13 protein-coding genes are annotated in these 14685 nt (G+C 71.7%); 7 read left to right on the plus strand and 6 right to left on the minus strand.

The window, feature by feature from the left end:
* Positions 1-205 precede the first annotated feature (205 nt).
* Positions 206-1279: a C40 family peptidase gene (locus KUM49_RS13335; protein ID WP_217237005.1), complete on the plus strand. Its 1074-nt coding sequence runs from the start codon at positions 206-208 to the stop codon at positions 1277-1279.
* Positions 1280-1617: 338 nt separating this feature from the next.
* Positions 1618-3006: a PP2C family protein-serine/threonine phosphatase gene (locus KUM49_RS13340; RefSeq protein ID WP_217237006.1), complete on the plus strand. Its 1389-nt coding sequence runs from the start codon at positions 1618-1620 to the stop codon at positions 3004-3006.
* Between the two features lie 45 nt (positions 3007-3051).
* On the opposite strand, the gene KUM49_RS13345 is transcribed toward KUM49_RS13340, so the two are convergent.
* The 4 genes from KUM49_RS13345 to rox form a co-directional block, all read right to left on the minus strand.
* Complete coding sequence (locus KUM49_RS13345; protein ID WP_217237078.1) at positions 3052-3387, minus strand: DUF2516 family protein; 336 nt, start codon at positions 3385-3387, stop codon at positions 3052-3054.
* A gap of 128 nt (positions 3388-3515) precedes the next feature.
* On the minus strand, positions 3516-4163 hold the full coding sequence (locus KUM49_RS13350) for a hypothetical protein (protein WP_217237007.1): 648 nt from the start codon (positions 4161-4163) through the stop codon (positions 3516-3518).
* A 77-nt stretch (positions 4164-4240) separates the two neighbouring features.
* On the minus strand, positions 4241-4795 hold the full coding sequence (locus KUM49_RS13355) for a helix-turn-helix domain-containing protein (RefSeq protein ID WP_217237008.1): 555 nt from the start codon (positions 4793-4795) through the stop codon (positions 4241-4243).
* Between the two features lie 92 nt (positions 4796-4887).
* A complete protein-coding gene (gene rox, locus KUM49_RS13360) occupies positions 4888-6315 on the minus strand; it encodes a rifampin monooxygenase (protein ID WP_217237009.1) in 1428 nt (475 codons plus the stop codon).
* Between the two features lie 214 nt (positions 6316-6529).
* Here rox and KUM49_RS13365 point away from each other — a divergent pair, with 214 nt between their 5' ends.
* The 3 genes from KUM49_RS13365 to KUM49_RS13375 all read left to right on the plus strand — a co-directional run bounded on the left by KUM49_RS13365 (position 6530) and on the right by KUM49_RS13375 (position 9908).
* Positions 6530-6994, plus strand: coding sequence for a helix-turn-helix transcriptional regulator (locus tag KUM49_RS13365; protein ID WP_217237079.1), 465 nt, complete (start codon positions 6530-6532; stop codon positions 6992-6994).
* A 9-nt stretch (positions 6995-7003) separates the two neighbouring features.
* A complete protein-coding gene (locus KUM49_RS13370) occupies positions 7004-7420 on the plus strand; it encodes a VOC family protein (protein WP_217237010.1) in 417 nt (138 codons plus the stop codon).
* Positions 7421-7502: 82 nt separating this feature from the next.
* Entirely contained in the window at positions 7503-9908 is a 2406-nt protein-coding gene (locus KUM49_RS13375) for an excinuclease ABC subunit UvrA (protein WP_217237011.1), read from the plus strand.
* A gap of 159 nt (positions 9909-10067) precedes the next feature.
* On the opposite strand, the gene KUM49_RS13380 is transcribed toward KUM49_RS13375, so the two are convergent.
* Positions 10068-10421, minus strand: a complete 354-nt coding sequence (locus KUM49_RS13380; protein WP_217237012.1) for a helix-turn-helix domain-containing protein — start codon at positions 10419-10421, stop codon at positions 10068-10070.
* Between the two features lie 59 nt (positions 10422-10480).
* On the opposite strand from KUM49_RS13380, the gene KUM49_RS13385 reads away from it, so the two are divergent.
* Together KUM49_RS13385 and KUM49_RS13390 are read left to right on the plus strand one after the other, a co-directional pair.
* On the plus strand, positions 10481-11368 hold the full coding sequence (locus KUM49_RS13385) for an NAD(P)-dependent oxidoreductase (protein WP_217237013.1): 888 nt from the start codon (positions 10481-10483) through the stop codon (positions 11366-11368).
* 204 nt (positions 11369-11572) lie between these two features.
* The gene (locus KUM49_RS13390) at positions 11573-12418 is read left to right on the plus strand and encodes a nitroreductase/quinone reductase family protein (RefSeq protein WP_217237014.1); all 846 of its coding nucleotides are present in this window, start codon (positions 11573-11575) and stop codon (positions 12416-12418) included.
* 192 nt (positions 12419-12610) lie between these two features.
* On the opposite strand, the gene KUM49_RS13395 is transcribed toward KUM49_RS13390, so the two are convergent.
* Positions 12611-14644 carry an AAA family ATPase gene (locus tag KUM49_RS13395; RefSeq protein WP_217237015.1) on the minus strand — a complete coding sequence of 678 codons (2034 nt, stop codon included), beginning with the start codon at positions 14642-14644 and terminating at the stop codon, positions 12611-12613.
* Positions 14645-14685 lie beyond the last annotated feature (41 nt).

Below are 14685 nucleotides of genomic sequence, written 5' to 3' on the forward strand. Positions count from 1 at the left end.
CGCACTTCCGTCGCCGGGAACGATCTCGGTGAGTCGTTCGTCACATCGGCGGGGAGATCGTCATGCCGGGGGTGGAGGGGCGGAAAGGGGGGAAGCACTGACTCTGTCGTCGTCTGCGGCGACCTCTGTCGTTTCGCGCGGGTACGTGGCACGATCCCCCAGGCGTCCGTAAGTTACTGACGGTTAATCAGTTGGGGGCAGGGGTATGGGGACGGGCAAGCGTGGCCTGATCGCGTCGGGGGTGGCTGTGGTCTGCGCGGTCACCGTGCTGGCGGCACCGGGCACGGCGTTCGCGAGCCCGACACCGACACCGGGGGCGAGCGCGTCCTCGACTCCCATGCCCACCAAGGACCTTGAGGCCGTACGCGAGAAACTCGACAAGCTCTACCGCGAGGCGGCCGCCGCCACGGACGCGTACAACGCGGCCGAGGAGAAGGCGCAGAGGCAGTCCGCCGAGCTCGTGGAGCTGGCCAAGAAGATCGTCGAGGGCAGGGAAGAACTGCGCGAGTTGAAGGAGCGGGCCGGCGCCGCCGCCCGGGCCCAGTACCGCAGCGGAGGGCTGCCGGACGAGGCCCACCTGATGCTCAGCGACGACCCGCAGGACTTCCTCGACGGCGCGGGCCGGGTGCTCCGGGGCCAGCACGCCACCAAGGGCCTGATCGCTGCGATGACCCGCGCCCAGCAGGACTTGGAGCAGTACTCCGAGGACGCCTCGGCCCAGTGGAAGAAGCTGGAGGCGGGCCGCAAGGCCAAGGCCTCGGCCAAGAAGAAGATCGAGGAGCGGATCTCGGCGGCCGAGGACCTCGAGTCCCAGCTGGAGGAGAGCGAGAAGAAGCGCCTCGCCGAGCTGGAGAAGCAGGCCGCGCTCAAGGCACAGACCGCCTGGCTCGACTCCGGCGTCCTCGACGAGATCAGCGGCAAGGCGACCGAACAGGGCAAGAAGGCGGTGGAGTACGCGACCGCGCAGATCGGCAAACCTTACGAATGGGGCGCCGAGGGCCCGAAGACGTACGACTGCTCCGGCCTGACCTCGCAGGCCTGGGCCAGCGCCGGCAGCCCCATCCCGCGCACCTCGCAGCAGCAGTGGCAGCAGCTCACCCGGGTCGACGTCGAGGACATGCGCCCCGGCGACCTGGTCATCTACTTCGACGACGCCAGCCATGTCGCCCTGTACGTGGGCGACGGCGCCATCGTCCACGCCCCACGACCGGGCCGCACGGTGACGCTCGCGGGGGCGGGGTCGATGCCGATACTCGGGGTGGTGCGGCCGGGGGCCTGAGGTGGGCGGGGCGCGGGGCGGCGTTCGAGGGTGCGGGACGAACGGCGGTGTCTGCGAGCCGTGAGAGCCACAGCCCGGTGGTCCATGACCCGCACCACGTGACCTGGCCCACCCTCAACAGTCCGCCAAACCCCCCGCGGACGTGACGTTCGTCATCCCCGGTCCGGTACCGGCCTGTCCAACTGCGGTAGGGATCGCGGCATATGACAGCGGCGAGCGGCCACGCGGCGTGTCTCACGCCATTCCGTTGCGGTGCCGACTACCGCTATGGTCCCCGTCGGTAGGTCGAGGCCCCTCGCCCTGCCGTGCCCTCGGGGGGAGGGAAGGAACCCAAGACGATGCCCGTACCCGTACCGCGGCAGAGAGCGATCCCGGCCGTGGAGAGTGGTCAGGCGCAGGCCGCGTCCCCAGGCGGCGGCCCCTCCAAGGCAGAGGCGCCGCGCAAGGCGGACCCGACCGGGAACACGACGGCCGGGGCCACCGGCCGTACCGCTGCCACCCACACGAACGGCATGACCGGCGCAGCCGCCGCGGGCGACGCGCACGGCACCTCCGGCACGCCTCTCACCCTCCTGGTGATCGAGGACGACCCCGGCGGTTCCACCGTCGTGCCCGAGCTGCTGGACTCCGCCGGCAAGCCCATCCGCGTCCGCACGGCCCGCAACCTCACCGAGGCCGCGCGGCTGCTCACCGACGACGTCCACTGCATCCTGCTCGACCTCGCGCTGCCCGCGACCGGACGCCCCGGCGACGACGACGAGCTCGCCGTGCTCAGGCACGTGCTGGAGATAGCGCCCCGGCACGCCGTCATCGCGCTCACCACGTCCGGCGACGCCGAGCGCGGCACCGAGGCGGTGCGCGTCGGCGCCCAGGACTATCTCTTCCGCGACGAGCTGGACAGCCGGCTGCTGAGCCGGGCCATCCGGTACGCGGTGGAGCGCAAGCGTTCCGACACGGCCGAGCGACGGCTCGCCGAGGGCCGGATGCGCGCGCAGGAGAACCGCCGTCTGGAACGCGGGCTGCTGCCCACCCCCCTGCTGGAGGGCTCCTCGCTCCGCTTCGCCGCCCGCTACCGCCCCGGCCGCTCCCGCGCCCTGCTCGGCGGCGACTTCTACGACACCGTCCGCACCCCGGACGGCACCGTCCACGCCATGATCGGCGACGTCTGCGGCCACGGCCCGGACGAGGCGGCGCTCGGCGTGGAGCTGCGCATCGCCTGGCGCGCGCTGACGCTGGCGGGCCTGTGCGGCGACCAGCTGCTCGGCACGCTCCAGCAGGTCCTGGAGCACGAGCGCTCCGACGAGGAGATCTTCGCGACGCTGTGCACGGTCGACATCGCGCCCGACGGCCGCCGCGCGGGCCTCTGCCTCGCCGGCCACCCGTCCCCGCTGGTCGCCCGCCCGGGCCGGCCGGCCCAGCTGCTGCCGTACGACAACAACGGCCCCGCGCTCGGTCTGCTGCCGGGCGCCCGCTGGCCGCGGATGCAGGTGGAACTGGGCGCCGAATGGAGCCTGATGCTCTACACCGACGGTCTGATCGAGGGCCGCGTCGGCGACAGCGGCGAAAGGCTCGGCCAGGACGGCATGGTGAACATGGTCCGGCGCCAGCTCTCCGAGGGACTGCGCGGCGAGCAGCTGCTGCGGGCGGCGGTGAACGAGGTCCGCGACCTCAACGGGGGCGAGCTGACGGACGACGTGGCGGTCGTGCTGCTGGACCGGGTGCCGTAGGGCCGTAGGCCGGACGCCCGGGGGCCGGACGCCTTACGAGATGGGTCAGCGTCCGCCGTTGTACGGGCCGTAGGGGCCGTCGCTGCTGGAGCCGCCCCGGCGGCTGCGGCCGCCGCCCGGCATACCGCGCAGGGCGGGCCGTACGTCGACCATGTACACGATCGTCGCGATGAGGCCGATGATCGGCAGGAACGACAGGATGTTGAAGATCAGGTTCACCACGAAGGCCAGGGCGAGAACGATCAGCCAGAACGGCTTGGTCTTCTTGTCGGCCGCGCGATAGGCGTCCTCGCGGCGCGTGGCGGCGTCGATCAGCGCGAAGCCGCTGAACACGATCAACGCCATGCTCAGCAGCCACATGAAGCCTGCGAACCCCTGCATCAGCACTACGTCCACCACCAGACTCGGCTCGTCCTCACGCGGTCACCGTACCGTTCCCGCAAGCGCCCTACCCGCACAACGGGCCGGGCACTCCGAGAGTGCCCGACCCGTGATCCCCGCCGCGACGACTACTTCGCGGGCGGCGTGGTCTTCTTGGCGGTGGTCTTGCGGGTGGCCGGGGCCTTCTTGGCCGCGGTCTTCTTCGCCGGGGCGGTCTCGGCGGGCGTCGGCACGGCCTTGACCTCGACCGGCTCCGGCGCCGGCTCGGCCTGGGGCTCGACGGCGATCGCCAGTTCCTCGATCTCCTCGGCGGCCTCGCCGCGCCAGGTCTTCACGGTCTGCTCGCCGTGCTCGGCGACCTTCTCGTAGGTCTCGCGGGCCTTGACGGCGTACTCGGCGGCCACGCCGACGCTGCGGAGGGCGAAGTCCTGGGCGGTCTCGCCCAGCTTCTTCAGGTCCGCGTCGAGGGTGGTGCCGATCTTCTTCAGGTCACCGTCGAGGGTGCCGATGAACTCGCCCACCTTGGTCTGGATGCTCTCCTGAGCCTCCTTGGCCTTGGCACTCGCCTCCTTGGCGCGCGCCTGGGCCTTCTCCTGCACGGTCTTCGGGTCGGTGTTGCGCACGGCGTCGATCCGCGCGGGCGCCTCGGCGCGCAGCTGCTCCACCAGGCCGGGCACCTTCTTCGCCTGCTGCAGGGCCAGGTCGGCGGTGCCGGCGGCGAAGTAGAGCGGAGTCGGGTCGCTGAAGGTCTTGCGCAGGTCGTCGGTGATGGCCATGGTGATGGTCCTCCCGGATTCGCTTTCGGCTGAGGGTTTTGTGGTCCGCAGTCAGGCGGTCGGTGCCCTGGTCCGGCTCAACTGGCCGTCTGCTGCGGGCCGGCGTCATTGCCGCCGGTCGTGCGGGTGGTGCGGGCACGGCGTGCGGCGGGCTTGCGTCCGCCTTCCGCGCGGGTTTCCCGTACGGCGCTCTCGCCGTCCTGGGCGTCCATGGCACCGTCGGTCCGTGCACCGGTGACGGCCGCGTCGGGCGTCTCCGTCTCGTCACCCGCCGTGTCGATCCCGAACCCGTTCTCCTTGCGGAAGGACTCGTAGATCTGGAGCAGCACCTGCTTCTGCCGCTCGTTCAGCGTGGGATCGGCGAGGATGACGGCACGCGTCTCCACCTCGTCGAGCTCCCGCTCGGCGTCGAGGATCCCGGCCCGCACGTACAGCGTCTCGGCGGAGATCCGCAGGGCCTTGGCGACCTGCTGCAGCACCTCCGCGCTCGGCTTGCGCAGCCCGCGCTCGATCTGGCTCAGATACGGATTGGACACCCCGGCGGCGTCGGCTAGCTGCCTGAGGGACAGCTGCGCGTTGCGCCGCTGCTCGCGCAGGTACTCACCGAGATTGCCGACGTTGAGCGTTGCCATGCCTCCACCTTGCCCCACTCTCGCTAACTATTGCAAGCACCCGCTTGCAAAAGTGTGCCGCGCCACTGCCGCCGCCTTCCCCAGCCACGTGCTCAGCCGACAGCGGCGCCGAACCACTTCGGCAGCCGGGCGAGCAGTTCCCGCTGGTCCTCACCGACCCACGCCACGTGGCCGTCCGGCCGCAGCAGCACCGCGGGCACGTCCAGTTCCTCGGCGGAGTCGACGACGTGGTCGACCCGGTCCGCCCAGCCCGCCACCGAGAGCCGGCCGGTCTGGTCGAGCAGCAGGCCGCGGGCGCCGTGCATCAGCTCGTAGAGGCGCCCCTGCTTCAGTTTCACGTCGCGCAGCCGCCGGCCGAGCAGGTCATGGTCCTCGCCGAAGTCGTAGCGGACCTCGACCGCCGTGATCATGCCGGTCACGTACCGGTTGACCTCCTCGAAGTCCATCAGCGTCGTGAACAGCTCCCGCAGCGCGGTCGCACCCGGATCGGCGCCGAGGAGCGTGATCTGCGCACGGGTGTTGTCCAGTACGCGGGCGCCCACCGGGTGCCGTTCGGCGTGGTAGCTGTCCAGCAGGCCGTCCGGTGCCCAGCCGTTGACCGCGGCGGCCAGCTTCCAGCCGAGGTTGAACGCGTCCTGCACGCCGAGGTTGAGCCCCTGTCCGCCGGTCGGCGGGTGGATGTGCGCCGCGTCGCCCGCCAGCAGCACCCGGCCGACCCGATAGCGCTCGGCCTGCCGGGTGGCGTCGCCGAACCGGGACAGCCAGCGCGGCGAGTGCACGCCGAAGTCGGTGCCCGCGACCGCCCGCAGCTGCCTCTGGAACTCCTCGAAGGTCGGCGCGGTCGCCCGGTCCTCGGCCACACCGTCGGCGGGCACGATGACGCGGTACGCCCCCTCCCCCTGCGGGACGAGGCCGAACCGCAGTTGGGTCTTGCGGACCTCCTCGACGACGGCGGCGATCGTCGCCGGATCCTCGGTCGCCTCCATGTCGCCCAGCAGCGTCTCGACCCTGGCGGGCTCGCCGGGGAAACCGACGCCGATCAGCCTGCGCACCACGCTGCGTCCACCGTCGCAGCCGACGAGGTAGCGCGAGCGCAGACTCGTGCCGTCGGCCAGCTCTACGGTCACCCCCTCCTCGTCCTGGCTCAGCCCGACGACCTCGCAGCCGCGCCGGATGTCGGTGCCCAGTTCGAGGGCGCGCTCGTTGAGCAGCCGCTCCGTGACCGGCTGCGGGGTGGCGAGGCCGTACGGGTGCGCCGTGTCCAGGCGGTCCGGCCACGGCTTGGCGATGCCGCCGAAGAGACCGCCGACCTGGAACTTCTCACTGACCGCGAGGAACCGGTCCAGCAGGCCGCGCTGGTCCATGATCTCGACGCTGCGCGCGTGCAGGCCCTGTCCGCGCGACTGCTCGGTCGGCTCGGTCAGCTTCTCCAGCACGACCACCCGCACTCCGGCCAGCCGCAGCTCACTGGCCAGCATCAAGCCGGTCGGCCCGCCGCCGACCACGATCACGTCCGTCATGAATGCGCCCCCAGGTGCCGCGAGATACCGCGCCAGGACGTCGTTTCCGCAGGTCCTGGCCTTGGCCGACGATTCTGCGGCACGACCCGGGCCTTGCCGCAAGCCCCCCGGTGCGCTATACGTTGAGCATGGCAAGGAGTGGGCGCACCGGCCGTACCATGCCGGTCCGGTGACGCTTGCGGACCTGGTCCGGCTCCGCCGGGCCCGCGATCAGATGGACCGCCACTACGCGGAGCCGCTGGACGTCCCGGCGCTGGCACGCGCGGCCCACATGTCGCCCGGCCACTTCTCCCGCAGCTTCCGCGCCGCCTTCGGCGAGAGTCCGTACAGCTACCTGATGACGCGCAGGATCGAGCGCGCCAAAGCACTGCTGCGGCGCGGCGACCTGTCGGTCACGGAGGTCTGCTTCGCCGTCGGCTGCACCTCGCTCGGGTCGTTCAGCTCGCGGTTCACCGAGCTGGTGGGGGAGAGCCCGAGCTCGTACCGGGCGCGCCGGCACGACCAGGGCGCGGCCATCCCCGCCTGCGTCGCCAAGGTCTACACGCGACCGGTCAGGCACACCCGGGCGGCCCGGAACGCGGAGTCGGCAGGCGACCGGGAAACGGCCGGGAAGGCCGGGCCGGCGGGTCCCGCGGAAGCCGTCAGAAACGGAGAAGCGAAGGACGCCGCCCGCCCGTAGCGTGGCCGCATGGACGTCAAACTCTCACAATGCTTCATCGCCGTCGACGACCACGACCAGGCGCTCGCGTTCTACCGGGACGTGCTCGGACTCGAGGTGCGCAATGACGTCGCGTTCGAGGGGATGCGCTGGGTGACCCTCGGCTCGCCGTCCCAGCCGGACGTGGAGATCGTCCTCGAGCCGCCGCTCGCGGACCCGAACGCCTCGCCGGCCGACAAGCAGGCCATGGCCGAGCTGCTGGCCAAGGGGGTGCTGCGCGGCGTCATCTTCTCGACCGACGACGTCGACGCTACATTCGAGCGCATCCAGGCCTCGGGCGCCGAGGTGCTGCAGGAGCCGTTCGACCAGCCGTACGGGGTTCGCGACTGCGCCTTCCGCGATCCTGCGGGCAACATGCTGCGCTTCAACCAGCGCCCCGCCACGTGAGCCCGGCCCCGGCCGGCCACCGCACCGGCGATCGCACCCGCCACAGACCGCGAAGGCGCCCCGCCCAACAGATGGAGGACCGATGAGCACGGTCACGAGGACGGACACGCAGCCGCCGGCGCTGCACGTTGCCGACAGCCACGACCTGATCCGCGTGCAGGGCGCGCGCGTGAACAACCTCAAGGACGTCAGCCTCGAGATCCCGAAGCGCCGGCTGACGGTGTTCACCGGCGTCTCCGGCTCGGGCAAGAGCTCTCTGGTCTTCAGCACGCTCGCCGCGGAGTCGCAGCGGATGATCAACGAGACCTACAGCACCTTCGTGCAGGGCTTCATGCCGACGCTGGCGCGGCCCGAGGTCGACGTACTCGAAGGGCTGACGACCGCGATCATCGTCGACCAGCAGCGGATGGGCGCCGACCCCCGCTCCACGGTCGGCACCGCCACCGACGTCAACGCGCTGCTGCGCATCCTCTTCAGCCGGCTCGGGAAGCCGCACATCGGCCCGCCCAGCGCGTACTCCTTCAACACCGCCTCGGTCCGGGCGAGCGGCGCCATCACGGTGGAGCGCGGCGCCAAGAAGGCGGTGAAGGCGACGTTCAACCGCACGGGCGGCATGTGCGTACGCTGCGAGGGCCGGGGCACGGTCTCCGACATCGACCTCACCCAGCTCTACGACGACTCCAAGTCGCTCAACGAGGGCGCGCTCACGATCCCCGGCTACAGCATGGACGGCTGGTACGGCCGGATCTTCGCCGGCTGCGGCTTCTTCGACCCGGACAAGCCGATCCGCACGTTCACGAAGCGGCAGCTGCACGACCTCCTCCACAAGGAGCCGACCAAGATCAAGGTCGACGGCATCAACCTGACGTACGAGGGTCTGATCCCGAAGATCCAGAAGTCGATGCTGTCCAAGGACATCGAAGCGCTGCAGCCGCACATCCGCGCGTTCGTGGAGCGGGCGACGACGTTCGCCGTGTGCCCGGAGTGCGACGGCACCCGGCTCAGCGAGGGTGCCCGGGCCTCGAAGATCGGGAAGATCTCCATCGCCGACGCCTGTGCGATGGAGATCAGGGACCTGGCCGCCTGGCTCCGCGATCTCGACGAGCCGTCGGTGGCGCCGCTGATCGCCGCGCTGCAGCACAGCCTCGACTCGTTCGTGGAGATCGGTCTCGGCTATCTCTCGCTGGAGCGGCCGTCGGGCACGCTGTCGGGCGGTGAGGCGCAGCGCGTCAAGATGATCCGCCACCTCGGCTCCTCGCTCACCGACGTCACCTACGTCTTCGACGAGCCCACCATCGGACTGCACCCGCATGACATCCAGCGGATGAACAACCTGCTGCTGAGGCTGCGGGACAAGGGCAACACGGTGCTCGTCGTGGAGCACAAGCCGGAGACGATCGCGATCGCCGACCACGTCGTCGACCTCGGTCCCGGCGCCGGTACGGGGGGCGGCACCGTCTGCTTCGAGGGCACCGTCGAGGGGCTGCGTACCAGCGGCACCATCACCGGCCGCCATTTCGACGACCGGGCCTCCCTCAAGGAGGTGGTACGCAAGCCCACCGGCACGCTGGAGATCCGCGGCGCGACGGCGAACAACCTGCGCGACGTGGACGTCGACATCCCGCTCGGGGTGCTCACGGTCATCACCGGCGTCGCCGGTTCCGGCAAGAGCTCGCTGGTGCACGGGTCGATCCCGGCCGGCGAGGGCGTGGTGTCGATCGACCAGAGCGCGATCCGCGGCTCGCGACGGAGCAACCCGGCGACGTACACCGGACTGCTCGACCCGATCCGCAAGGCGTTCGCGAAGGCCAACGGCGTGAAGCCGGCGCTGTTCAGCGCCAACTCCGAGGGCGCCTGCCCCACCTGCAACGGCGCCGGAGTCATCTACACCGACCTGGCGATGATGGCCGGCGTGGCCACCACCTGCGAGGACTGCGAGGGGAAGCGGTTCGAGGCATCGGTCCTGGACCATCACCTCGGCGGCCGTGACATCAGCGAGGTGCTCGCGATGTCGGTGACCGAGGCCGAGGAGTTCTTCAGCACCGGCGAGGCGCGTACGCCGGCCGCGCACCGCATCCTCGACCGGCTCGCCGACGTCGGGCTCGGCTACCTCAGCCTCGGCCAGCCGCTGACCACGCTGTCCGGCGGCGAACGGCAGCGGCTCAAGCTGGCCACCCACATGGCCGAGAAGGGCGGAGACCAGCCCGGTCGGTCCGTCTACGTGCTCGACGAGCCGACCACCGGCCTCCACCTCGCCGACGTCGAGCAGTTGCTCGGCCTGCTCGACCGGCTCGTCGACTCCGGCAAGTCGGTCATCGTCATCGAGCACCACCAGGCGGTCATGGCGCACGCCGACTGGATCATCGACCTCGGCCCCGGCGCCGGCCACGACGGCGGCGAGATCGTCTTCGAGGGCACACCCGCCGACCTCGTCGCCGCCCGCTCCACCCTCACCGGCGAGCACCTCGCGGCCTACGTCGGCACCTGACCGGCTCCCGCGCGGGCAGCGCGCGAGCCGCGGCGGCCAGGCCGACCGCGCAGGCGCACCCCGCGATGCCCGGACGCGGCTGGGACGGGGCGCCAAGTACCCACTTTTTTGTGGGTACTTGGCAGCTCCGGCCGCACGGCCGAGGCTGGTGGTGGCCGGTCAGCCGTCGGCCACCAGCGGGCCCGCCAGCTTCTCCAGGCGACGGTGGCCCCAGTCCGAAAGGGGGGCCAGAGCCTCGGAGAGTTCACGGCCGAACCCGGTCAGGGAGTACTCGGTCCTGAGCGGCAGCACGTCGTGCACCTCCCGGTGCACCAAGCCGTCCTCCTCCATCTCGCGCAGGGCCTGAGTCAGCACCTTCTCGCTGAGCCCGGGCAGCTGTCTCCGCAGCTCACCCGGTCGGTACGGGCCGGACTCCAGCAGCCACAGCAGCGCGGTCTTCCACTTGCCGTCGATCACGGAGATCGCGGCGGTCACTCCACACACGTTCAGGTCCCGGGCACGCGCACGCGTCATCCTCGCCCCTTTCGTCACGCTCAGTCGTGAATCGTCAGTGTTTACAAAGGAGTTCAAGCATGTCCAAGTCCACCGACCAGTCTGCCGTCACCGTCCTCGGACTGGGGCCGATGGGCCGCGCCCTCGCCGGCGCGTTGCTGGACGCGGGGCTGCGGGTCACGGTCTGGAACCGCACGCCGGGGAAGGAGCGGGAACTGGTCGACCGTGGGGCCGTGTCCGCGCGGTCGGCGGCGGAGGCGGTCGCCGCGAGCGCGCTGACCGTCGTCTGCGTGGTGAACTACGACGCGGCCGACGCCGTCCTGCGGGGCGAGGCGGTCACCGACGCCCTCAAGGGCCGCACCGTCGTGAACCTGACCGCCGACACCCCCGACCGCGCCCGGGACACGGCCGGCTGGGCCGCCGACCACGGCATCCGCTATCTCGACGGCGCGATCATGACGCCGACCACGACCATCGGGACGCCCGAGGCGGTGTTCCTGCACAGCGGCCCCGAGGAGCTCTACCAGGAGCACCGGGCCGTGCTGGACGCGCTGGGCGGCACCCACACCCACCTCGGTGAGGAGATCGGCCGGGCCGCCTCCTACGACATCGCCCTGCTCGACGTCTTCTGGACGGCGATGTCGGGTTACGCGCACGCCCTGGCGGTGGCACGGGCGGAGGGCATCACCGCCCGGGAGTTCGCTCCGTTCGCCCAGGGCATCGCCGCGATCCTCCCGGCGCTCTTCGAGGAGTTCGCGCGGGACGTCGACAGCGGTTCCTTCTCCGGCGAACTCAACCCGATCACCTCGGCGGTGTCGACGATGGCGCACATCGTCCACGCCTCCGAGTCCCACGGCATCGACGCGAGCGTGATGCGCGCGACCGAGGGTCTGGCCCGCCGGGTCGTCGGACTGGGCCACGGCACGGACGGGTTCATCCGCGTCACGGAGTTGCTGGGCCGCCGCTGAGGCGTCCTGGAAAACCCGATGGCGGCAGTCGTGCGGGGGCCGCTACCGTCCCTCCCATGACTGCCGGGTCGGCCTCGTGCCGTGAGCGAGTTGGGTGCCCGGCCTCTGAGTGAGGCCGTGGCGGGCCAGGAGCCCGCCTTCTTCTCTGCGTATTTCCGCGCATCCCCCAGGACGGAAACAGCGACAGAGAAGGAAGACAACACCATGCCCAACGACTTCAACCAGCCCGTCATCGAGGAGTTCCGCGCCAACAAGGGCCGTGTGGACGGCTATTTCGAAGGCGCCCGCCTGATCCTGCTCACCACCACCGGCGCCCGTACCGGCAGCCCGCACACCACCCCCGTCGGCTACCTCCCCGACGGCGGTGAGCGCATCCTCGTCATCGCCTCGGCGGGCGGCGCGCCCAGGCATCCGCACTGGTACACCAACCTGCTCGCGCATCCCCGGGCGACCGTGGAGAGCGGCGCGTTCACGTACGAGGCGCGGGCCGTCGTACTGGAGGGCGAGGAGCGGGAGCGGGCCTTCGCGCGGGCCGTCGAGGCGGACCCGGGCTGGGCGGCGTACCAGGAGAAGACGGAGCGGGTGATCCCCGTGGTCGCCCTGTACGAGATCGCGCAGGGCGGCCCGCCGAACATCAACGCCCGGTCCATGGGTGAGGCGATCAAGGTCGTCCACGACGCCTTCCGGCGCGAACTCGCCCAGATCCGGCAGGAGATGAGCGCGAACGGCTCAGGCACGCCGACGCTCGGGGCGCAACTGCGCGTCAACTGTCTGACCTTCTGCCACGGCCTGCACAACCACCACACCGGCGAGGACATCGGCATGTTCCCGGTCCTCGCCGACCGTCACCCCGAGGCCGCTCCCACGCTGGCGCGGCTGAGCGCGGAGCACGAGCGGATCGCCGCCCTCGTCGAGGATCTGCGCCGGGTCGTGACCGCCGAGGAAGCGGACCCGGCCGCCGCCCGCGTCGAGGTCGAGCGCCTGACGGCGGAGCTGGAGGCCCATCTGACGTACGAGGAGGAGCAGTTGATCCCGCTTCTCGACGCGTGAGAGGGACTCCGGCGGGCGTCTAGTGCCCCGGCAGGCAACGTTTGCCCGTCAAGGTGCGGCGTCCGGTGCGTGCTCTGGGGGAGTGCCGGCCGGAAGGCCCCGTCGATGGACCGGACGTACTTGGGCTTTCGGCCGGTGCGGCGAGAGTGCGTGCCGGGCGCCGCGACGGGGCGAACGTTGTCTGTTGGGGCACTAGAAGGGCAGCGGCCGTGCGTGCACCACCTCCAGCCGGGACACCGCCCGCGTGAGCACCACGTACAGCCGGTGCAGCCCCCGCTCCTCCGCCTCCGCGACGGCGGCGGGCTCGACGGCGACGACATGGTCGTACTCGAGGCCCTTGACGAGGGTCGCGGGGACGACGCTCACGCGGGCGGCCGGTGTGTCCGGGCCCGCGGCCGGGATCCCGGCCGCCTCGAGCGCCCCCCGCACCCGGTCGACGTCCGCGTCGGCCGCGACCACCCCGACGGACCCCTCGTGCGCCGACGCGTCCCGTACGGCGTCCACGACCGCGCCGAGCAGGTCACCGGCCGGAACCGGGCGGATCCGCAGCCGGCCGTCCCCGCGCAGCGACTCCCCCGCCGGAACGTCCACGTCCAGTTTCGCCAGCAGCCGGTTGGCGAGGGCCACGACGGCCTTCGGCACGCGGAAGCCGGTCGCCAGCGGTACGACGGCCGCGTCCGGTTTTCCCAGGTGGTGCAGGGTCGTGGTCCAGGACCGGGCCGCCCAGGGCGTGGTGCCCTGCGCGAGGTCGCCGAGGACCGTGAGCGAGCCGAAGGAGGCCCGGCGGGCGATCGCCCGGCACTCCATCGGGGAGAGGTCCTGTGCCTCGTCGACGACGAGATGGCCGTAGGCCTGCGGATGCTCGACGAGCCCGGCGACCTCGTCGAGGAGGACGAGGTCGGCGGCCGACGAGCGTGCCGACTTCCACGAGCGCGGCGGCCTCGCCCAGAGCAGGGCCTTCTGCTCGTCGGCGTCCAGCAGCCCGTCGGCGGCAGCGGCCAACGCCTCGCGGTCGGTGAGGAGTTCGGTCACCACCTCCTCGGGCCGGACCCGCGGCCACACGGCGTCGACGTACTCCCCGACCGCCCGCGACCGCGAGATCCGCTGCACCCAGGCGGCGTTCTGCGGTCCCGCCCGCCGCTCGGCCCGCAGCTGCACATACCGCACGACCCGGCTGCGCACCCGTTCCCGCCCGACGCCGTACGGCGGCTCCTGCGCCCGGACGCCCTCCAGGATCCGCGCGAGTTCGCCGGCGGGCACCCGCCAGCGGTACGACCCGTCGGGCACCGCGAGCTCCCCGGCCGTCCCCTCGGCCGACACTCGCGCGTACAGCGCCCGCCGCAGCACCTGCGCCATCCGGGCGTCGTGCTTGACGACGGCCGTCCGCTCGTCGTCGGCACCGCCGACCGGGTGCCGGGCGATCTCCTCCAGGAGCGTCGACTGCCGCACGCCCGTCTCGCCCAGGGCCGGCAGGACCGCCGCGATGTACGAGAGGAAGGTGCGGTTGGGCCCGAGGATCAGCAGGCCGCCGCGCCGGATGCGCTGCGGGTGGGTGTAGAGCAGGTAGGCGGCCCGGTGCAGGCCGACCGCGGTCTTGCCGGTGCCCGGGGCGCCCTGGACGCACACCGACACGGCCAGGTCCCCCCGGACGAGATCGTCCTGCTCGGGCTGGATGGTCGCGGCGATGTCCCGCATGGGCCCCACGCGGGGGCGCTCGATCTCCCGGGCGACGATGTCGCTCGCGCGGCTCTCGCCCCGGCCGAGGTGTTCGTCCTCCAGCCCCGTGAGGTCGGCGGAGTCGCCCCGGCTGCCGGGCGCCCAGCCGAAGCGGCGGCGGACGGCGACGCCCTGCGGGTCGCCGGCGCTCGCCTGGTAGAAGGCGCGGGAGACCGGGGCGCGCCAGTCGACGACGAGGGGCGGGGCGGCGGGGTGCTCGCTGATCCGCAGCCGCCCGAGGTGGTACTCCTGCCCGGCGTGCTCGCCACCCGCGAAGTCCAGCCGCCCGAAGAACAACGGGCCCTCGGGCAGTTCCCGCATCTCCTTGGCGCGGCTGCGCAGCCGGTACCCCAGGACCTCGGCGTCGGCACCGGAGGCGGAGACGTCCTCGCCGGTGACGACGTGTTCCCCGGCCCCGTCGACCATGGCGGTCAGGGCGGCGCGGCAACGGTCGTGGTGGGCGCGTTCGCGGCGGAGGGCGTCCTGAAGGGAAGGGTCGGGTGACGTCATTCCAGCGAGCGTAGCGGAATAACGTAACCGAGTTAAATTTT

It is taken from the genome of Streptomyces sp. AC555_RSS877, from assembly GCF_019049245.1.
Classification (GTDB): domain Bacteria; phylum Actinomycetota; class Actinomycetes; order Streptomycetales; family Streptomycetaceae; genus Streptomyces.